This is a genomic window from Pseudochryseolinea flava, from assembly GCF_003286915.1.
Lineage (GTDB): Bacteria > Bacteroidota > Bacteroidia > Cytophagales > Cyclobacteriaceae > Ohtaekwangia > Ohtaekwangia flava.
This window is the reverse complement of the sequence record NZ_QMFY01000028.1, coordinates 1-20,965: the sequence shown is the minus strand read 5'-3', so window position 1 is coordinate 20,965 and position 20,965 is coordinate 1. Positions and strand designations below refer to the sequence as shown.

The 20,965-nt window shown below is 43.4% G+C and carries 20 protein-coding genes and 2 tRNA genes; 14 read left to right on the top strand and 8 right to left on the bottom strand.

Going from position 1 to position 20,965, the window contains the following annotated elements; translation table 11 throughout:
* Positions 1-423 precede the first annotated feature (423 nt).
* Positions 424-762: a hypothetical protein gene (locus DQQ10_RS27000; protein ID WP_112750075.1), complete on the top strand. Its 339-nt coding sequence runs from the start codon at positions 424-426 to the stop codon at positions 760-762.
* Between the two features lie 130 nt (positions 763-892).
* Here DQQ10_RS27000 and DQQ10_RS26995 read toward each other — a convergent pair whose 3' ends face one another.
* The gene (locus tag DQQ10_RS26995) at positions 893-1,525 is read right to left on the bottom strand and encodes a peroxiredoxin (protein WP_112750074.1); all 633 of its coding nucleotides are present in this window, start codon (positions 1,523-1,525) and stop codon (positions 893-895) included.
* 108 nt (positions 1,526-1,633) lie between these two features.
* Positions 1,634-2,074, bottom strand: a complete 441-nt coding sequence (locus DQQ10_RS26990) for an RrF2 family transcriptional regulator (protein ID WP_112750073.1) — start codon at positions 2,072-2,074, stop codon at positions 1,634-1,636.
* A 496-nt stretch (positions 2,075-2,570) separates the two neighbouring features.
* Between DQQ10_RS26990 and crcB the strand changes: the two genes are divergently transcribed.
* The 12 genes from crcB to DQQ10_RS26935 all read left to right on the top strand — a co-directional run bounded on the left by crcB (position 2,571) and on the right by DQQ10_RS26935 (position 11,327).
* Entirely contained in the window at positions 2,571-2,951 is a 381-nt protein-coding gene (crcB, locus tag DQQ10_RS26985; RefSeq protein ID WP_112750072.1) for a fluoride efflux transporter CrcB, read from the top strand.
* A 93-nt stretch (positions 2,952-3,044) separates the two neighbouring features.
* Positions 3,045-3,128: transfer RNA gene (locus DQQ10_RS26980), tRNA-Leu, on the top strand.
* Positions 3,129-3,197: 69 nt separating this feature from the next.
* A tRNA-Leu gene (locus DQQ10_RS26975) sits at positions 3,198-3,279 on the top strand.
* Positions 3,280-4,174: 895 nt separating this feature from the next.
* Positions 4,175-5,230, top strand: coding sequence for an efflux RND transporter periplasmic adaptor subunit (locus tag DQQ10_RS26970; protein ID WP_112750071.1), 1,056 nt, complete (start codon positions 4,175-4,177; stop codon positions 5,228-5,230).
* 160 nt (positions 5,231-5,390) lie between these two features.
* Complete coding sequence (locus DQQ10_RS26965; protein WP_112750070.1) at positions 5,391-6,635, top strand: ABC transporter permease; 1,245 nt, start codon at positions 5,391-5,393, stop codon at positions 6,633-6,635.
* Between the two features lie 2 nt (positions 6,636-6,637).
* The gene (locus DQQ10_RS26960; RefSeq protein WP_112750069.1) at positions 6,638-7,345 is read left to right on the top strand and encodes an ABC transporter ATP-binding protein; all 708 of its coding nucleotides are present in this window, start codon (positions 6,638-6,640) and stop codon (positions 7,343-7,345) included.
* A gap of 45 nt (positions 7,346-7,390) precedes the next feature.
* Positions 7,391-7,540 (top strand): hypothetical protein, encoded by a 150-nt coding sequence (locus tag DQQ10_RS28045; protein ID WP_165824142.1) that lies wholly within the window; start codon positions 7,391-7,393, stop codon positions 7,538-7,540.
* Complete coding sequence (locus DQQ10_RS26955; protein ID WP_112750068.1) at positions 7,533-8,690, top strand: FAD-dependent monooxygenase; 1,158 nt, start codon at positions 7,533-7,535, stop codon at positions 8,688-8,690. The genes DQQ10_RS28045 and DQQ10_RS26955 overlap by 8 nt, the downstream gene beginning before the upstream one ends.
* 10 nt (positions 8,691-8,700) lie before the next feature.
* Positions 8,701-9,030 carry a DUF2834 domain-containing protein gene (locus tag DQQ10_RS26950; RefSeq protein ID WP_112750067.1) on the top strand — a complete coding sequence of 110 codons (330 nt, stop codon included), beginning with the start codon at positions 8,701-8,703 and terminating at the stop codon, positions 9,028-9,030.
* Positions 9,027-10,046 (top strand): sensor histidine kinase, encoded by a 1,020-nt coding sequence (locus tag DQQ10_RS26945; protein WP_112750066.1) that lies wholly within the window; start codon positions 9,027-9,029, stop codon positions 10,044-10,046. Before DQQ10_RS26950 ends, DQQ10_RS26945 begins: the two co-directional genes overlap by 4 nt.
* A 4-nt stretch (positions 10,047-10,050) precedes the next feature.
* A complete protein-coding gene (locus DQQ10_RS26940) occupies positions 10,051-10,569 on the top strand; it encodes a GNAT family N-acetyltransferase (protein ID WP_112750065.1) in 519 nt (172 codons plus the stop codon).
* A gap of 5 nt (positions 10,570-10,574) precedes the next feature.
* The gene (locus DQQ10_RS26935) at positions 10,575-11,327 is read left to right on the top strand and encodes a LytR/AlgR family response regulator transcription factor (RefSeq protein ID WP_112750064.1); all 753 of its coding nucleotides are present in this window, start codon (positions 10,575-10,577) and stop codon (positions 11,325-11,327) included.
* Here DQQ10_RS26935 and DQQ10_RS26930 read toward each other — a convergent pair.
* The 6 genes from DQQ10_RS26930 to DQQ10_RS26905 form a co-directional block, all read right to left on the bottom strand.
* Positions 11,320-12,261 carry a phosphatidate phosphatase App1 family protein gene (locus DQQ10_RS26930; RefSeq protein WP_112750063.1) on the bottom strand — a complete coding sequence of 314 codons (942 nt, stop codon included), beginning with the start codon at positions 12,259-12,261 and terminating at the stop codon, positions 11,320-11,322. The two genes, DQQ10_RS26935 and DQQ10_RS26930, sit on opposite strands and share 8 nt — an antisense overlap.
* A complete protein-coding gene (locus DQQ10_RS26925; protein ID WP_245970557.1) occupies positions 12,258-13,142 on the bottom strand; it encodes a diacylglycerol/lipid kinase family protein in 885 nt (294 codons plus the stop codon). The genes DQQ10_RS26930 and DQQ10_RS26925 overlap by 4 nt, the downstream gene beginning before the upstream one ends.
* Positions 13,143-13,564: 422 nt before the next feature.
* Entirely contained in the window at positions 13,565-14,419 is an 855-nt protein-coding gene (locus DQQ10_RS26920) for a transglutaminase-like domain-containing protein (protein ID WP_112750062.1), read from the bottom strand.
* A 97-nt stretch (positions 14,420-14,516) separates the two neighbouring features.
* A complete protein-coding gene (locus DQQ10_RS26915) occupies positions 14,517-16,148 on the bottom strand; it encodes an acyl-CoA carboxylase subunit beta (protein ID WP_112750061.1) in 1,632 nt (543 codons plus the stop codon).
* Positions 16,149-16,313: 165 nt separating this feature from the next.
* Positions 16,314-17,255, bottom strand: coding sequence for an MlaD family protein (locus tag DQQ10_RS26910; protein ID WP_112750060.1), 942 nt, complete (start codon positions 17,253-17,255; stop codon positions 16,314-16,316).
* Positions 17,256-17,285: 30 nt separating this feature from the next.
* Positions 17,286-18,113 carry an N-acetylmuramoyl-L-alanine amidase family protein gene (locus DQQ10_RS26905; protein ID WP_245970556.1) on the bottom strand — a complete coding sequence of 276 codons (828 nt, stop codon included), beginning with the start codon at positions 18,111-18,113 and terminating at the stop codon, positions 17,286-17,288.
* A 46-nt stretch (positions 18,114-18,159) separates the two neighbouring features.
* Here DQQ10_RS26905 and DQQ10_RS26900 point away from each other — a divergent pair, with 46 nt between their 5' ends.
* A complete protein-coding gene (locus DQQ10_RS26900; protein WP_112750058.1) occupies positions 18,160-20,820 on the top strand; it encodes a putative LPS assembly protein LptD in 2,661 nt (886 codons plus the stop codon).
* Positions 20,821-20,965 lie beyond the last annotated feature (145 nt).

Genomic DNA, 20,965 nt, shown 5'->3' with positions numbered 1-20,965 from the left:
CAATACCAAGGTGCGTTCCGCAGCATATAACTGAAGTGTCTTTCCATGATGGTATCGGAAGCAACTTTATGCATGTAATACCCACCACCATATTGCTATAAATATGAATTATTAATAGCGGAAGAAACGTAGCGCGCCGCTACATCAAAAACTCTCCAGGCAAAACGCATTCTATTTCACCAGAAAAATTACATCGCGTTGTTCACGAAAAACCTTTTTTCCATTTTTGGTACATCATTTAACCCCAATTCATCTTATGTCAACCATGCGTCACGCATTGTATTCCGCTACGTCGTTGTTTTTAGTTCCCTGCAACAATGACGACTTCAAAAATCGCCGTTTGCAACTTCAAATGTTTCACTCGTAACATCGAGATAACAGCAAGAACATCAACAATACTAAAAATCGAAAAGCAATAACGACATGCGTTTATTATCAACCGTACTCGGAACCGGCATCATGGTGTTAACCATTTGTTGCGCGCAAAAAAAATCCTTTCATGATCAAATCGTCGACGACGTCGTCACAAAATTTGGAACACTTCCTTGCGACAGTGTTCCGTTGCAATCAAAAGTCACAAACGTGACAGTAGGTGAAATTGTACCTATTGGCGACACCGGATTGATTGATGTGTCGATTGAATTCGATATTGAGAACAACGGTTCCAAAAAACATCTTCGCGACGCGCTACTATATAGCAAAGCAGGCGATGATCATGTACTTCAAAAGATCGGAGGCTGCGAGTATTCCGCTAATCTTTAACCGCATATGAATACGCGCGTCTACGCGCTGACTATAAATGTAACATAGAAAAGGCCATCGCGATTTCTCGGCGATGGCCTTATTCTTTCGAGACCGGCGTCAATTTTACATCGTCGCTATTAAGAGAATTTTACAAATTTGGCTGCGGTGTCGTACGCAAGTACGGTTTTACACGCTTATGACCTTTCGGAAATTTTGCTTCGATTTCCTCGTCCTTAACTGCTGCCGTGATGATTACATCATCGCCATGTTTCCAGTTTGCAGGCGTTGCTACGCTATAACCGGCGGTAAGTTGAAGACTATCGACAACGCGTAAGATCTCATCGAAGTTGCGACCTGTCGATGCAGGATAGGTGATCATCAGTTTGATTTTTTTATCGGGACCGATTACAAACACAGAGCGTACGGTGAACTTATCTACATTGGGATGAACCATGCCGTAGAGATTAGCAACCTTAAACTCAGGATCTGCAATCAAAGGATAGTTGACACTTGTATTTTGTGTTTCGTTGATATCGCCGATCCATCGGTTGTGTGAGTCGAGTGGATCTGCGCTGATGGCGATCACTTTCACATTGCGTTTTCTGAATTCATTGTCAAGCTTGGCCATTGCACCGAGTTCCGTCGTACATACCGGGGTGAAATCTGCAGGGTGAGAAAAGAGAATTCCCCAGCCGTTGCCTAACCATTCGTGAAAATTGATGGTGCCTTGCGTAGTCTCCGTTGTGAAATCGGGAGCCACATCGCCTAATCGTAGTGACATACTTATAATGGTTTTAGTGAAATAATATGGTGGTTAACAACCGTGGTTGTTTTAGCGTTCCGAAATTATAAAGTCTATTTAGTTTATAGACAATAAACGGCTGGAATTTTATCGCTTTTTCTTTGTACGGAGAATAGCTTCTTTTTTCAGCAACGACTCGAGGGTATCGGCTTTGAGCATTTCGACGGTCGCATTTCGAAGTTGTAGAAAGGCATCGCGCACAGCGCAAACGTCTTCGTCTTCGCACTCATCGCACGACTCATAGAATTTAAAGCTTGCACACGGTACGGCTGCAATAGCGCCGTCAAACAAGCGCACAACATCTGCCAAATTGATTTCGGGCGGCGTTCTACGGAGAAAATATCCACCACCTTTGCCTTGCTTGCTCCCCAGCATCCCCGCTCTTTTTAATTCGAGCAAAATAGACTCCAGGAACTTGCGCGGAATGTTACACGCTTCGGAAATGTCTTTCACTACAAACTGTTCCGTCGGGCGTTTTCCCATGTGAACGAGCGCATGGATAGCATACTTGCATTTTTTAGAAAGCATAGTCGACGACAAGTTAGAGTATTTGCAGCGTTCTCTAAGCTGGCGTAAAGATTTTTATTGCCTTTGCATGATCATGTGATAAGTGGCCGTCACAATGTCCATCGGGGATAAGTTTCGTTCGAGTTTTACGGGAAAGTAGCAAAGGTCAATGATTATTTCATACATCTACACCGACTATATCGAAGGTGCACGGCTGCAGAGTTTTACTCGGGAAATTTGAAAACTTTCAGCAAGCATCTGAAAATTGTAAATCCATAAACCTTGACGAAGTCAGTTTCTGTGTTAAGTTTTGGGAATACGTCGTTCACAGCTCCCATGCCCATGCGAAAGCCAAAGGCCGCGAAAAAACAGTAACTTTGACTCATATGCATTGTGAAACCGATGAATTTTCTTTGCAAGCGTTATCGTTCATTCAAATCAATGTTGATCCTTGTAAGATCTTGGTATCGACTAAAGTAATTTTAAGCCGCTGACAACAATCACAAATCATTGAACCATGACATTTGCTAACATGATGATTGTAGGGCTCGGCGGGTTTATCGGTAGTGTTGCCCGTTTTGCGGCTGTTCGATCTATCGACCAACGGATCAATTCACTAGTTCCCTACGGAACTCTAATCGTTAATATCGTCGGCTCATTGATCCTGGGTATTATCGTGGGATTTTTCATGCGAAAAACGGGACTTTCCGATCAATGGAAACTGTTTCTAGGAACTGGATTCTGCGGCGGATTCACGACTTTTTCTGCATTCGCGTGGGAAAACGTAAACTTGATCAGCAGCAAGATGCTGCCGTTGTCGCTGTTTTACATAAGTATAAGCTTGATTTTGGGATTGCTTGCCGTTGTTTTTGGCATTTGGCTCAGTCGATTTTTGTGATCTCTTTTGTTAAAACGATAAAGCTTATTACTTTTGTCGCCCTGTCGAGGAGTGGTAATTGATTCCACCTTCGTTCACGACAGTACTTTCCATGCCCAGGTGGCGAAATTGGTAGACGCGCTACTTTGAGGTGGTAGAGCCTTAACCGGTGTGCTGGTTCGAGTCCAGTCCTGGGCACAACACCTGCCCTCTCCTAACACGGAGAGGCAGGAATGGAAAGTTCCTTATCATAGCATCTTCATAAATACCGAAGTGGTGGAATTGGTAGACACGCACGTTTCAGGTGCGTGAGCCGCAAGGCGTGAGGGTTCGAGTCCCTCCTTCGGTACTTTACTCGCTTCGCTCGTCGTTATTCGTTAATCGTTAATAGTGAATGCTGGGTCGTTAATATCTAGTAGTTAATCGTTAATGTACATTCTTTGAAAACGTCGAATGCGCGGGGGACCTTCGTTGCTAAACTTGTGCACGCTAAGTAGATACCAGAATTCATTTCTCCACCAAGAACACGAGGAACACAAGGCGGTACTTCGGCATTCCCTTGTGAACATTGTGTTCTTCGTGGCTAAACTTATGCACGCTAAGTAGATACCAGAATTCATTTCGCCACAAAGAGCACGAGGAACACAAGGTGGTACTTCGCATTCCCTTGTGAACATTGTGTTCTTCGTGGCTAAACTTGTGCACGCTAAGTAGATACCAGAATTCATTTCGCCACAAAGAGCACGAGGAACACAAGGCGGTACTTCGCATTCCCTTGTGAACATTGTGTTCTTCGTGGCTAAACTTGTGCACGCTAAGTAGATACCAGAATTCATTTCTCCACAAAGAGCACGAGGAACACAAGGCGGTACTTCGCATTCCCTTGTGAACATTGTGTTCTTCGTGGCTAAACGTGTGCACGCTAAGTAGATACCAGAATTCATTTCTCCACAAAGAGCACTAGGAACACAAGGTGGTACTTCGGCATTCCCTTGTGAACATTGTGTTCTTCATGGCTAAACTTATGCACGCATGCCTCGGACTAAAGTCCGAGGGCTATAGACTTCAAACACAATTCTTTTTTACGTCAGCACGTCAACACACCAACACGTCAGGTCCTGCCTCGGCAAAACACTTCAATCCCATTTCCACACACCTCAATCAATCCTTACGGCATTTCCCTAAACTTACATTGTCCGTGCTTAAGGGGTATCCGTATTTTATGACTGAAAAGCATTCAGTTCATGAATCGAGTATTGGTAACCATCGTCCTTATCGCTAGCATTTCGTGCGGCAACCGAGAAGAAGTCGTCACGCCGAAGACGAAACCTTTGATTGAAGCGGTGTACGCGTCAGGCATCGTGAGTTCGCAAGATGAGTACGAAATATTTTCGCAGGTCGACGGCTATCTGCGCGAAAAACTTGTTGCTGATGGTGACGACGTTAAAACAGGTGACGTCTTGTTTATCATCGACAGTGACCAGCAAAGTGCACGTTTCAAAATTGCGCAAGACAATTATAACCTCGCCCGTAAGAACGCAGCAGCAGACTCTCCCCTACTCACTGAGTTGTCCGCCGCAGTAGCATCCGTAAAATCAAAGTTGCAGTTCGACTCGGTCAATTTCGTACGTTATTCAAATCTATGGAAGGAAAATGCTACGACAAAGGTTGATTATGAACGCTTCAAACTGCAGTATGAAAATGCTAAGAACGAATTTCTGCTACAACAGAGTCGCTTGAAAAAAGTGAAGGATCAAGTCACAACAGAACTTCAAAACATGCAGGCACAACTTCAAATTGCCGCCGATGAAAGCGGGAGATATATTGTAAAAAGTGATGTTGACGGAACGTTATTCCACACGACAAAAGATAAAGGAGAGTTGGTTCGTCGGGGCGAATTGATTGCTATCGCTGGTGATAACAACAGCTTCTACTTAAAGCTCAATGTTGATGAGCTCGATATTCAACGCGTCAAGGTTGGTCAACAAGTTAAAACGAAGATTGATGCATATCCTGATAAAGTATTCACCGCGACGGTTAAAAAAGTCTATCCGATGGTGAATCAATTACAACAATCCATTCGCGTCGATGCGGTACTTAACGAAAAGTTACCCGCTGGTTTTTCAGGATTGGCTGTTGAAGCCAACATTATTGTTCGCGAAAAAAACAGCGCACTTGTCATCCCCAACACGGCGCTTCTACCGGGAGATTCTGTCTGGATGGAAATTGATGGAGAAAAGAAAAAAGTGAAAGTAACCACAGGCATTAAAACACTCGATGAAGTTGAAATATTGAAGTAGCGCGCAGTTCACAGTTAACCGTTCACAGTTCACAGTTTAACAGTTAAAACAGTTAACAGTTAACAGTTGACAGATAACAGTTCACGGTTGACAGTTTAACAGATATCACGGTGAACCGTGAACCGTGAACCGATAACAGATAACAGATAACCGACTCCCCATGAAGCTTACATTCGATATTGCAAAAACACATCTCTTTTCTCGTCCTAAGCAAACGCTGGTGGCCATGATGGGTGTTACGTTCGGCATCGGGATGTTCATTGCAATGGTGAGTTTGATGACCGGTTTAAATGATATGACCGAATCACTAGCGATGACGTCTTCTCCCGATATTCGAATTTATCATGACATCACACAAGACAGAACGTCGATTGTTGAGGAGCTGAATCCGCGCGGGATAAACTTTGTACATCACCCCAAGCCCAAGAACGAAACACAAAAAGTGCGCAATGCTTTCAAGATTGCTGAAATCATTCGTCGAGATCCTACCGTGCGAGGCGTATCGCCACAGCTAACATCACAAGTTTTTTACAACTACGGTCCGGTGCAACTCGGCGGTACGATTGCCGGTGTCGACATCATTGAAGAAGATCGGTTGTTCGGCCTCAAAGCAAAGATGAAAGCAGGACGTATCGAAAATCTCATTCAAGATCCTAATGGAATCATTATGGGAACAGGACTTGCGCGCAAGCTAAAAGCTCAAACCGGCGATCGTGTCGTTATTACGACACCACAAGGTTTTACCACGACACTAAAAATCGTCGGACTCTTTCAAATGGGTATCGGTGCAATCGATAATATAAAGAGCTATGCTAGCATTTCTACTGTTCAACATATTTTACAGAAAGAGAAAGCATACATTACGGACATCAACATCAAGCTTCATGATTTTCATTTGGCCAAAGAACTTGCGCCACAATACCAAAAACAATTTCGTTACAAAGCAGAAGATTGGGAGGTCGCGAATGCAACGATGCTCTTGGGTGTCATCATCCGTAACATTTTAACATATTCCGTATCGATTACACTATTAATCGTTGCAGGGTTCGGCATTTATAATATCCTCAACATGACCATCATCAACAAGATGAAAGACATTGCCATTCTCAAGGCGATGGGATTCTCAGGTGGCGATGTGAAGCAAATTTTTGTGATTCAATCGTTAGCAATCGGTCTGGCCGGAAGTGTGCTGGGGCTCGTCATCGGCTTTGGACTTTCTTCATTGATTGCCCAAGCTCCCTTTAACGGCGGCGATATTCTTAGCATTGAACACCTTCCTGTGAACTTCAAATTAAAATATTATTTGATCGGAATCGTCTTTGGTGTTACTACTACCGCATTGGCCGGGTACATGCCATCGCGAAAAGCATCTCATGTAGATCCTATTGAAATTTTACGCGGTTAAGAATGGAAAAGGTATTGCGAACACATAAGATCAACAAGTACTTCTACGATCCCGTGAAGTTCCAAGTACTGAAAGAAATTGACTTGTCGGTTAACAAGGGTGAGTTTCTTTCGCTTGTCGGTAAGTCGGGTTGTGGGAAGTCCACGTTGATGTACATATTGTCGACGATGGATACAGATTATGATGGTGATTTAGAAATTGCAGGACAACGGCTTACGGGCAAAAATCAAAACGAACTCGCTGCCTTTCGGAATGAGCACATTGGTTTTGTATTTCAGTTTCATTATCTATTGCCAGAGTTCACGGTACTGCAAAATGTGATGATTCCGGCGTTAAAACTTAAGAAATATTCTCGAGAAGAAATTGAATCACGCGCGTATGAAAAACTAAAGATTTTAGGTGTTCACGAACAAGCCCGTAAGCAATCGGCGAAATTATCCGGTGGGCAGCAGCAACGGGTGGCTATTGCCAGGGCGCTTATCAACGATCCGATCATTATTATGGGCGATGAGCCCACTGGAAACTTAGATTCTTACAACACACAGCTGGTTTTTGACATCTTTCGGGAGCTCACTCACGTTTACAAGCAAACTATAATAGCGGTGACCCATGATGGGGAGTTTGCCAGTAAATCAGACAAAGTGGTTGAAATGAGCGACGGCATGATTGTTAACACGCGCGAAAAAAACGTTGCGTTGCCTACATCCTAACATAGGGGAAACCGTAAAATGAGTTGTCATACAGAAAAAGGTGGTATGGAAAATAAAATTACACTTATCAATCCGCGAAACGGGTATCTGAAACAGTTTCAAATTGCTCAGATAAATCTGGCGCTTGTAACCGAAGAAGAACGCCTCACAAGACGCATTAAAAACATCAGAAAAAAATCGCGTACCAATGACTAAGTGGCCAACTTTCGCCATCGTTGGTGGTGGTATCGGCGGACTAACGTTAGCCATCGCCATGCAACGCCAGGGCTACCAGGTAAAAGTGTACGAAAGTGCAAACGATATCAAGCCACTCGGTGCGGGCATTATGCTGGCGGCGAATGCCATCAAGGCGCTATCTGAAATTGGTATTGCCGAAAATATAATCGCAAAGGGCAAGGTATTGCAGAAGTTGATCATCAAAGATAATCACGGTAAAGTATTGAACGAAACGAGTTCCGATAGCATCCGTGAGCGCTACGGGTTGATCAATAACTTCACGATCCACCGCGCCGATCTTCACGAGGTATTATTAAAACTACTTCATCCTGATACGCTGGTACTAGCAAAAGCCTGTACGGATTTTCAACAAACGAAGGATGGTGTTGACCTTTTCTTTCAAGACGGTTCAACCGCACACGCCGACTATGTGATTGCCTCGGATGGTATTCACTCCGTTTTCAGAAAGAAGTTGCTTCCAGAAAGCCAGCCACGCTACGCCGGCTACACTTGCTGGAGAGCCGTGATCGACAACTTGCCTGCTGAGTTCAATTTTGAAGAAACTGTTGAAAGCTGGGGCGCAGGTTCTAGATTCGGAATTGTACCGCTTTCAGGCAAACGCCTCTATTGGTTCGCCACACTCAACGCGCGACAAAATGATCCCGCAAAACGAAACTATAAGGTGGAAGATTTGCTGCGCGAGTTTAGCGAATTCTATGACCCGGTAGCCAAAATAATATCCCATACGAATAACGATCAGATTATTTGGAGTGATATCATTGACCTCGCTCCCATCAAGAAATTCGCGTTCAACAATCTGGTTCTGATGGGCGATGCTGCTCATGCGACAACACCAAATATGGGTCAAGGTGCGTGCATGGCTATTGAGGACGCTGCCGTACTTGCGAATTGCCTTGATGAATATTCTTCTCCCGAAGAAGCCTTCTACAACTTTGAAAAACAACGTATCGCACGCACGACAAGGATTGTGAATACATCTTGGAGACTTGGGCGTGTGGCGCAACTTCAAAACCCAATATTGGCGAAACTCCGAAATGCTGCCATGCGCTTTACCCCACAAAGCGTTTCTGAAAAACAATTTAAGTTTTTATATGAAGTAGAATTCTGATCTTTACGCCATGAGGTCATGGACAGGCGTAATGTGGTTCTATTTGCTGATGGCAATTGCCGGTGCGCTTTTGCCTTGGTACTTTAACATACAAGCGTTATTAGGTCCTGTACCTTTCACGTTAAAAAATTATATCGCCGCGGGTTTCGCGAATAATTTTGTGGCGTCTATCAGCATTGATTTCCTTATCGCTGCGTCAACTATGATGACGTGGATGATCATTGAAAGTCGTCGTATCAAGATGCGGTATATTGGATGGTACATTGCATTCACTTTCTTGATATCCTTTGCCATGACATGTCCGCTCTTTTTGTTTAACCGCGAACGATTACTCAAATGATTCTCGGTTACAAAGGTCATTCGCAGTTCGTCAGAACATACGCCCTATTATTCGGTGCAAGTGTGACCGCATTTATTGTTCGCATCCCGAAACTGAAAGAGCTCGGATGGCCGATGCAAATTAACCTCCTCATTGCCTCTACTATTCTGGCCATTGTATTTTGGGAAATACTTCGCGGTATCAACCATTGGCTAAACAAAAAGCTTCCATTTGAAAATAATATCTCGAAGCGAATTATCGTACAACTCCTGCTTGGCGCTCTGGTTGGCTTGACCATTCGTTTTACCATTTACAAATTTGGCGAGCCTGCACTCCCGCTTAAGCTTGATAGTCTCTTTCTCGCGGCAACGTGGGCCCTATACGTGTTTATACCTGTGGGTATTAATTTAGGTTTCTTTACCGTTCACTTCATCGGTCGTTGGAAAGATTCTATCGTTCGTGCAGAACGGCTCGAGAAAGAAAAATCACAGGTACAGTTCGATAATCTTAAAAATCAACTCAACCCACATTTTCTATTCAATGCACTCACATCGCTGAATAGTTTAATCTTCGAGAACCAAGGACTAGCTTCACAGTTCTTGCAGCATCTTTCAAAAGTCTACCGATACGTACTTCAGAATAAAGACAAAAATTTTGTTGCCCTTCAAACGGAACTTGACTTTATCCAGAATTATGTATTCTTATTAGAAACACGGTTTGAACAGGCGATTAAAATCAATTTTGACATCATGCATGAAACACGCGAGCGCGCCATCGTTCCGGTAACACTTCAAATACTTTTGGAGAATGCCATCAAACACAATATTGTCGATAAGGATAAACCTTTACAGATTGACATCCTAACGATCGGCGACTACCTCGTGGTGAGCAATAATCTACAACAGAAAAAAAGAGTCGAAACCTCTAATAAGATGGGCCTTGAGAATCTCAAATCATTGTATAGATTTCTCATTGAAAAACCCGTGCTTATCGAAGTAAGCGAAACAAGATTTGCTGTTAAAGTACCTTTAATTTAAGCCTATGCATTTTAGAACCGCCGATACTCTTGATGTTCCTGCACTCATCGACCTTTACAAGGCGGTAGCCCTACGTTCCGGTGGAATTGCACGCCGAGCAGAAGAGGTTACCGAAGAACATGTAAAATCTTTTGTCGAAAAAAGTATCGAACGCGGACTTATTATTGTGTGCGAGCATCCCGACAATGACAAAGAGATTATTGCCGAATTGCATGCGTACAGAAACGGACTAAAAGTTTTTGATCATGTGCTGACGGAATTAACGATCGCTGTGCATCCCGATCATCAAGGGAAGAAAATCGGAAGAACAATCTTTACGATTTTTCTAGAAGAGGTAGCGAGAAACATGCCGCACATCGGTCGCGTAGAGCTTGTAACACAAGAGGACAATACGCGTGCTATTGGTTTGTATCAATCGCTTGGATTTCGAATCGAAGGACGAATGGAGATGCGCATCAAGGTGCATGGAAATTATCAAGCCGATATTCCGATGGGATGGCAAAATCCAAACTTTGAGTTTTAGGCATTATGAAAATCCTCATCATTGAAGACGAAGCGCTCGTTGCAAGAGATTTACACAATCTGATCGCGCGGCTTGCACCAGAGGCAACAATAATCGCTACCATTAGTAGTGTTGAGTCAGCTAAAACATGGTTCGGCGGGAACAAAATGCCCGACCTCATTCTCTCGGACATTCAACTCTCCGATGGGATCAGTTTTGATATCTTCGAATCACTTCATGTTACATGCCCCATCATTTTTACAACGGCTTATGATGACTATGCCATACGCGCGTTCAAATTAAACAGCATCGACTACCTCCTCAAACCGGTAGATCCACAAGAACTCACGGCCGCATTAACAAAATACAAATCCTTAAGCGCAGAACATCTATTGGGCGACCAACTCAAAAGTTTAATGAGCAATTGGGGCACGCATGCAAAAAAGTATAAAGAACGATTTCTCACGTTACACCGGAATACACTAATTCCCGTTGAGCAAGACAGCATCGCATACTTCCACAAAGAAGAATTAATTTACATCCACACGCTTGACAATGAAAAATTCATAAGCGAACATCACACACTCGACGAAATTGAGAACCTATTAAATCCAGCAGTATTCTTCAGGGTAAATCGTCAATTCATCATTCATATTCAGTCTGTTGGAAAAATCACCACAACGCATAAAGGACTGACGGTAACGCTAAAACCGCCCACGAAAGTTTCGATCGACATTAGTCGTGAGAAAGCAACAGCATTTAAGAATTGGATTAGCTAGTAAAATTTATGGCATCGAAACTACCTGCGTAGTGAAATTGAATATTTAGCTTCGCGAGTTTCTCTTTCGCCGTGCCGAACAAATCTTTATCACTTTCAGATTCATATACTTTTCGTATCACAACGTGCTTGATGTTGTCTGGAAACTTATGGGCCGTTTGCAAATAGATCGATAGGTCATGCTGTGTATTATCGCCGACGAGAATGTACTGTCGCTCTGGAAATATGCGCATCAAATTCTCAAGTGTTCCCAGTTTATGCGCGTTTCGATTTCTATTTCTGTTCCGAATAATAAAATCCCGAACAGTACGCCATTGCTTTAGAAATAACGGACCTTCTGGAAAATTATTATGACGAAGAAATCGATAAATCAATGGATAAAGATTCTGTTCGCTATTCGACAAGTAAAAAGTTTCCGCGCCATCATCCTTTAATCGTTTCATGAGCCGCTGTGTTTCTTCAACAGCGCGCCTTTTTTCCATCACTGTAAACATCAACGTTCGGATTTGATGGATACGATTACGAATATTGGAGTGCAAGAGCGTGTCATCGATATCTGAAATAACAATCGTTTTGCTTTCCAGCATATTTACGGTTCGCGCATAAAGGTGATCTAATATAACGACAGGTCTTCCATCACCGAGCGAAATTTCCTTGAGCACCCAGGGTGCGTCTGTAGCCTGTGCTGTAACCCAAAACGCACCTGTGCCATCTGTCTTACCCTTCACTAGACCGTGATCAAATTTCAGAACGATCTCGACGTGAGATACCGATTTTGAATGAAACAAACCCAACAATGTCCAGAACGTTTTGCGTTTGCTATACTCCTGAAATGTAAACTCACTTCGTTTGGTATTTGCCAACTGACCAACAATTAAGTTGCTTGTTCCGTTGGACAGCGCACAATAGTTCAACAATGTCGGCAAACGTTTCATACTAATAATTGTATTGCAGAAGGTATAACCTCAATTTTCAGACGATCAATTTCACCCAAGTACTCACCATCAACTTGCCAATGTACTTTCCGATCAATCTCGATCTCCGCCGCTTCACAACTAATAACATCAGAAAACATGTCCTTGTCAATGAACACGTTCAATGCCGTAAGCCCGGCTTTGATTGCCGATTCAAGATCTATCTTTTGAACGTTACTAATTTCAAATCTTCCATCGGATACAGAACCTTCCGAGATTTGAACACCAGTACCATACTTGTGTGCGTTGGCAAATGCGACCATAAAACCTGATTTCTCAACCGTACCCTCCGCAGTTTTCACTTTATAATTCATCAACTCGCTCTGGTTGATAGATGCCATCAAATGTTTTGCGTAGCCAATCATTCCCTTATCTCCTGCTTCGTGATAACTTTTAACAAGCAGCGCATTTGTGCCGATGTCACTGAGATGGATACACCAATGCTCGTCATTAAATTTGAGCATATCGGTCGGCTTGATTTTTTTTCTTTTAAGAATTACATCGAGTGCTTCTTCTGGATCCGATGGAATACTCATCGCAGTAGCTAATCCATTGGCAGAGCCTGTGGGTAAGATACCGAGCGGAATATTTTTGCCTACCAGGTTTCGCGCCACGAGTTGAAGTGTGCCGTCGCCACCACAAGCAACAACACGATCTGGCTGATAGGCTTCTAGTTGGGTGTTGATACGTTCATCGTCATCTTCTCCCCTTGTGTAAACAAACTTGAAATCGAATGGATCAACGATCGCACGATTGTGAATTGCCAGAATAGTTTTATCTGCGTTGCTCCTCCCCGCATTGGGGTTCATGATAAACAACACTTTCATTTCGCTAGAAACCATAGTGCGTCCGGTTAAAATTGGATGCCAAAGAAGCCGGCAGGCAAGGCCTATTTTGTTCGGAAGAACTATAAAGTCGAAAAAAGCGACATACTGCTTATCGACTACGTATTTTATTGCGCCCTGGAAAAGCACATGTTGCCTCTTTCCAAAGATCATCGAAAGTAAAAAGTTTTTGTGCGGGAGGTTTCAATAACGGTTCGGAGCTAGCTGTAATTTTATAATGCACCACTGCTAATTAAATTCTTTTCGCCTCCAAGGCCGGCTGGGCCACGCACACGCATATCTCGCTGGACCTTATCCGCACAATCCCTGCCAGGCCAAAGATAAGCTCAGGCGAGATATACTTGTGCTGAAGTTCGGTGTGGGTGTGGTTGACTTGAGCGTTTGATTTAACGAGACACTAATAGCCAATGGCATAAAAGCTATACACCTAAGTCTGCACCATCCGCAATGAGCAGCAATAGTTCTTTTACTTCTTCAGCCTTTTCATGCTCGCCCATTTTATCGAACGACATAATCAGATTGCGAAATACTCTACGGATAATTTCAAGACTAGAGCACGGTTCAAAAAATGACGACTGCGGATTGAGATGAAGTTCACTGATATAATTCTCAATATCCTGGCGTGAAAAAATCAATCCTTTGTTAAACGCGTTGATATAAAATGGCGTGTGTTGCTCATCCTTGTATGTGAGCACAAATAAATTCGGAAGGTTCACGCCATACACCGGAAGTTTCAACTTTTGAGACACCAAAAGATAAATCACACACAAGGTAATGGGATTACCTTTACGGGATTCCAAGACCACGTTGATCATCGAGTTTCCAGGTGAGTGGAAATTCTTTGTGTTCGCGCCGAACTTCAATTTATTAAACAACACACTGTTGATCACCTTCACTTGATCGAAGGGGTATAAGTCTGGTTTAAATTCCAACCAGGTGTCGTAGTAAATTTGTTCGAGGTCTTGTTTTAGTTTCAGCAATTCAAGATCTGGATATTGATACGTTGCCACGAGCCACATGCCCGTCAACAGATCCTGATCGTCGCTTGTATACCAAGTTAAAATACGCTCTTTCAATAACTCATATTGGAGCCCGTGTATAAGGTCTTCAATGCGACGTTGTACTTGCGGATTAAAATTGCTTTCCCACTCTTGCTCCAAGAAAGGTATCACACTCGTTCCCAGCGAACGGATTTTATCCTGAACATGCGATACAATTTGAGTATCTTCATCATCAAGGAGGGAAACCAGTGCTTTCAATTCAGTCTCTTTCATTCGGATGCTTTAGTTCGACAGCCTTATTGTCTCGGCCAAAAATCGAAATTTTTTCCCGTCGAAAATATCTTTCTGCACTTTAAAAATCGTTTTTCGATCAAGTTTGGATCACACCTACATTAAAACGCTCAACTTTTCCATGATTTGCCGCCTCAATACCTGCAGAGATTACAGTGCGTGTCTCCAGTGGATCGATAACGCCATCCACCCAAATGCGAGAGGCTGCGTAGTACGGACTCAATTGTTCATTATAACGATCGGTAATTTCTTTTAATAAATTCTGTTCTTCCTCTTTCGTAATTTCTTTGCCTTGCGCTTTAAGTGTGTTCACGCGAATTTGCAAAAGCGTTTTTGCTGCAGAGGCTCCGCTCATCACCGCGATTTGAGCTGTCGGCCATGCATAGATTAATCGTGGGTCATAAGCTTTTCCGCACATCGCATAATTCCCAGCGCCATACGAGTTGCCCGTAATGATGGTGAATTTCGGCACGGTGGAGTTCGCCATCGCGTTTACCATTTTCGCACCATCTTTGATTATACCGCCATGTTCTGCTTTACTACCCACCATGAAACCACTAACATCTTGCAAAAACAACAAAGGAATTTTCCGTTGATTGCAATTCATAATAAACCGAGCAGCCTTGTCGGCACTATCAGAATAGATCACGCCGCCCATTTGCATTTCGCCTTTCTTGGTCTTCACCACCTTTCGCTGATTCGCTACAATACCAATCGCCCATCCATCGATTCGCGCCGTACCACATACGATCGTTTTTCCGTATAGCGCTTTATATTCATCAAATACAGATTCATCAACAATTCTTCTAATGATTTCAATCACATCGTATGGCTTCACACGGTCAACAGGCATTAAACCATAAATCTCTTTGGGATCTTCTTTCGGCATTGCTGGTGTCGCACGATCAAATCCAGCGCGATCACTTTCACCGAACTTATCAAAGAGCGATCGGATATAATCTAAACAAGCTTGGTCATTTGGAAATTTATTATCCGTAACACCAGAAATCTCGCAATGTGTGGTAGCACCGCCAAGGGTTTCGTTATCGATATCTTCGCCAATCGCAGCTTTTACCAAGTATGAACCCGCTAAGAAAATCGAACCGGTTTTGTCGACGATCATCGCTTCATCAGACATGATTGGAAGATACGCACCTCCCGCGACACAGCTTCCCATGATCGCAGCAATTTGAATGATGCCCATCGCCGACATCTTTGCATTATTTCTAAACTGTCGACCAAAGTGCTCCTTATCAGGAAAAATCTCATCTTGCATTGGCAAAAACACACCAGCGCTATCAACTAGATAAACGATGGGTAGGTGATTCTCCATAGCAATTTCTTGTGCACGTAAATTCTTCTTGGCTGTGATGGGAAACCAAGCCCCAGCTTTCACGGTCGCATCGTTGGCAACAATCACGCAAAGTCGTCCTTTTACATAACCTAGTCCGGTAACAACACCACCTGAAGGACAGCCGCCTTGTTCTTTGTACATGCCTTCTCCAGCAAACAAACCGAACTCTACAAACGAGGCACCGTTATCCGTTAAATATGCAATGCGTTCGCGGGCCGTAAGCTTTCCTTTTTGATGTTGTTCGTCGACCTTCTTTTCTCCACCGCCAAGTTTTGTCTTCTTAGCTTTTGCTTGCAGTTGTTGGACAAGCTGTTTAAACTGGTCTTCATTCCGGTTAAATTCAAGATCGTGCGCCATGAGTTAATGAGTTGTAGTATCTCAAATATTGGAATAAGTACGCAAGTCCGGAAGTCGAATGGAAAGATTAACGTCGTTATTTCAGAACGTTCACGCAAGATCTGATGCATGACAGTAAAGCGGAAGAGATCAAGATCAACCGCAAGGTGTAGACATAAGCCTTTGTTATTTCTTTGCTTTCTCGCGCTGAATTTTCTTAGCACTCTTACCCAATGGCGCGAGGAAGTGACGCGGGTTTTCGTTGAAATGGCGTGCAAGAGAGTCGATTGAAATCATGAGCTTATTCATGTTTACATACAGACTATCTTCCGTTAAGAGCTTGCTTGCCGTGTTGTCACCTTTATTGAGTCTACCCAGCGTCTCATTCAGCTTTGCCAAACTTGCCTGTGCTTTTTTAATTGTTCCCGTGATCTCGGCTGATTTCAACGAGTCAGAGATATTTCTAAAGTTGGCAATGGTAGGCTTTAATTCATCGAGTGTGCTGTTCAAATTTCCAGCTACCGTTTTCATTGAAGCAGACAACTCACCAATATTGTTACCGGCACTTGACAATGTGTTGTTTAATATTCTCGGCGTCTTCTGAAGACCTTTGAAAAGCGTATCCAACTGTTGCGTGTTTACCGCGAGGTTATCGAGGATCACGTTGACTTTTTTAAGTGTTGTTTGAAGTGTTGCCGCGACAGGTTCAGCGTTTTCAGCGAGGAAATCCAATATCCCTTTTGCTACATCCGACGGTATGGTATCATTTGATACCAGCTCTTTGCCTCCGGGCACAATATTGAGCTGAAGCCAACGCGCACCCAACAGGTCACCATTTAACAACACTTTGGAATTGCTGGTGATCTTGATATCGGTATCAATGTCGAGCTCAACCAACACGCGATTTTTTTCCTGCTGAATTTCAATCTTGCTCACGCGTCCAACGGCAAAGCCACTGAGGAACACTTGATTTGAAGGTGTTAGCTTATCGACGTTGTCGTAGATGGCGTAGTACTTATTATTGGATGAAAAGAAATCGATGCCCTTCAAAAAGTTGAATCCAAAATAGAGCAACGTGATGGCAATGACCATGAATAGGCCAACCTTAAATTCCTTCGATAGTTTCATGCTGGTAGCGATAACAGAGCGGTTTAGCGGCTAATTTATGGATTCTACGTCACTTTTATATTCTTTAAAGGCGCGATAGATACCGGAAGCGATCAGATCCTGCCCTTTTTCAGAAGCCAAAAATTTTTCTTCTTCACTATTCGTTAAAAATCCGGTTTCAATCAGCACACTCGGCATGGCCGTGCTCCAGAGCACCCAAAATACATCTTGCTTCACACCGCGGCTGGATCTTCCTACCTTTGTTTTAAACTGATCCTCAACCTTTTTCGCGAATTTGAGGCTGCTTTCCTGGTAAGCCATTTGTGTCAACATGATCAAGATATTTGACTCGGGGCTATTGGGATCGAAGCCTTCGTATCGTTCGTGATAGTTTTCATCCATCAAGATTACTGAGTTCTCACGCTTCGATACTTCCAAATTCTTGCCTTCTTTCGACGGCCCCATCACAAAGGTCTCAGTACCAAATGCCTTGGTATTCTTGTTGGCGTTGGCGTGAATACAAATAAACAGGTCGGCTTTCGCTTTATTGGCTATCGCAGCGCGCTCATCCAAAGCCAGATAACGATCGTCTTTGCGCGTGTAGATCACTTTCACTTCGGGTAAATTCTTCTCGATATAGGCGCCTACTTTCAACGCTATCTTCAGCGCTAACTCCTTTTCCTGAAGTATTTTACCATGCGTTCCATTATCTTTCCCCCCATGACCAGCATCAATGACGACCACGTCAACTTTAGCATCTCGTGGTTGTACGAACGAGCTGGACGAGTTTAGCAGGGTTATTGCTAGCAATGCCAGCGTTAATCCAATATTCCTTAAAGGCCTTACTATGTTCAATGTATTTGCAATAACTTTATGCAAAATTGTGAATTTTTCGCAAGAAGCTAAAGAACTGAATTGCGTACGAGTGCGTCCTTTAATTGTAACCATCTTTATTTTATTCAACTTTCAGGTTATTCAAGCCCAGGTGAGGCCTAACTTGTCGGATCGTGACTCTACCAATGCGATGCCAAGCGACAGTGTAAGGCAGTCATTGGACTCTTTGGTGTCCGATTCTACGAAAGTTAAGCCGCCCAAAGGCGATATAGAAACTACTATCAACTATTCGGCCAGGGATTCCATCCGCGCCAGCATGAACAACCAAATGGTGTGGCTTTACGGCGACGCCAAAATCGTTTATGGCGACATTGAACTCGAAGCCGATGAGATCGAAATCGACTATGCCGCAGGAACGCTTACCGCCCATGGTACGCGCGACTCCACCGGCCAACGTGTGGGCTATCCCGTATTCAAGAATGGCGCCGAAGTTTATGAAACGAAAGACATCGTCTACAACTTTAAAACAAAAAGAGCCCGCATCAGTGAAGTTGTTACCAAACAAGACGAAGGATTCCTCCATGCCTATGCTGCTTTCAAGAACGAAAAAAATGAGATTCTTAGTATTCGAAATCGCTATACGACATGCGACCTCGAGCATCCTCACTTTGTAATCCGTTCTACAAAAACAAAGGCGATTCCAAAAGACAAAATCGTATCGGGGCCTTTCTATCTTGAATTCAACGACATTCCGCTGCCCATTGGATTTCTGTTCGGTATGTTTCCATCGAAACGAGAGAGTGCCTCCGGAATCATTTTCCCGTCATTCGGCGAGGAACGTCGACGCGGATTCAACCTTCGAAATGGTGGATACTTTTTTGATATCAGTGACTACGTAAAACTTGCCGTTACGGGTGACATCTATTCAAAGGGTGGTCATGCGGTGAACGCAAACTCCAACTACATCAAGCGCTACAAGTACTCGGGTTCTTTCACTTTCGGATATTCAAAGAACCCGGATATGGACGATAAAATAGAAACGTCTTCTGTTACCAAAGACTATCGATTAACGTGGTCGCACTCACCGCAGACAAAAGGATCAGGACGGTTTGCCGCATCCGTAAATGCAGCAACTGCAACTTATACTCGAAATAACAATTTGATGTACGGAGCACCTGGCGAATTTCAGTCATCGAACCTAAACAACATGTCGCGTAAGTTGAGCTCCAATGTATCCTACAACAAGCGATTCTTGGGTACGCCGTTTAACATGGGTATCAACATGCGGCACGATCAAGACATCATCACAAAAGTCGTAGACCTAACGCTGCCTTCGCTTACGTTCAACATGGCCAATACGTACCCGTTTCAGAAAAAATCCGGTGTAACTGGCCCGCTTGATAACTTCTCGATCTCCTACGCGATGACCACCTCCAACAGAATTACCAACAACCTGGGCAGGGTCAATTCATTTGCAACCCGCGACAGTATTGCGCCTTTTACGACGTCTAACTTTTCGCAATTTTTTAAAGATGGAAAGAAAGGCATGCGCCATACTATACCCATGAGTTATTCAACGAAGGTATTGAAACACTTTACTGTATCACCATCTGTAAACTATGAAGAAGTATGGTACGATAAAGTATTGGAGTGGGCACCCAATATTATCGATGGTAAGGTAGTTGGTGCCGTTCGCAGCGATACCATAAACAAATTTAACCGCATTGCGAATTACGGTTTTAGCACCAGCTTGAACACCCGTATCTATGGTTTCTTTCCTTTCAAAAAAGGAAAAGTAAAAGCAATTCGACATGTGATGAATCCATCATTATCCTTTAGCTATACGCCCGATTTTCGAGACAATAAAGATTACTTCACAAAGATTACCCTTGAAGACGGCCGAGAAGAACTTAAGTCACGCCACGATGGCTTTGTGTATGGCGGATCTGAAACTGGCCACAATGGTTCTGTTGGATTTAGTTTAGGAAATAACTTCGAAATGAAAGTGCAAGATGAAGATGACTCGGTTGCGCGAAAAATAATGCTCTTAAATAACCTGTCGTTTAGCACCAGCTACAACATGATAGCTGAAGAGTTTGCCCTAGCGCCCATCAGCATGTCAGCAAACACAAACATTCTCGATAACAGACTTAACGTTAACCTTTCTGCTGTTTTAGATCCTTACACCTATGCAACCCGCGACGTCAATGGTGTACCTACGGAAGTGAAAATTGATCGATACGTTTGGAAAGATTTCAAATTGGGTAGAATAACATCGGCAAACCTCGCGATGAGCACAAACTTAAATCCGAAGAAACAGAACAAAGACAACGTCAGTCGCGAGAAGATTGCGAAATCAGAACTTCCGGAAAGCGAAAAAGAATATCTTCTGCAAAATCCTGATGTATATGTCGACTTTGAGATTCCATGGAGCTTGAACCTCAGCTACAACATGAACTATTCGCACGGTCCAAATCAAGATCCAACGATCAGACAAAGCATTACAGCCAGTGGAACGCTAGCACTCTCAGAAAAATGGCAGATCACATACTCGAGCGGGTACGATGTGCAAGCAAAAGAATTCACCACAACAAACCTAGGTATAACACGCGACCTCCACTGCTGGACCATGAACCTCAACTGGACACCGTTTGGATATTATGCTTCCTACAATTTCAGAATCGCTGTGAAAGCTTCTATACTACAAGACTTGAAGTTGGAAAGAAGGAAGCCGTTCTTCGATAATTTGTAGTTGCGGCGTTGTGGCGAGTAATCGTTAAGGGCATCTCTAAAAACCCGATTTTGGAGATGCTTTGTTTTTTTTATCATTTTTAGAGGCATCATCCGTACGGTTTTTATGTCGACGTTGATTTTTTTCTCCTCTATAGGAGGATTCT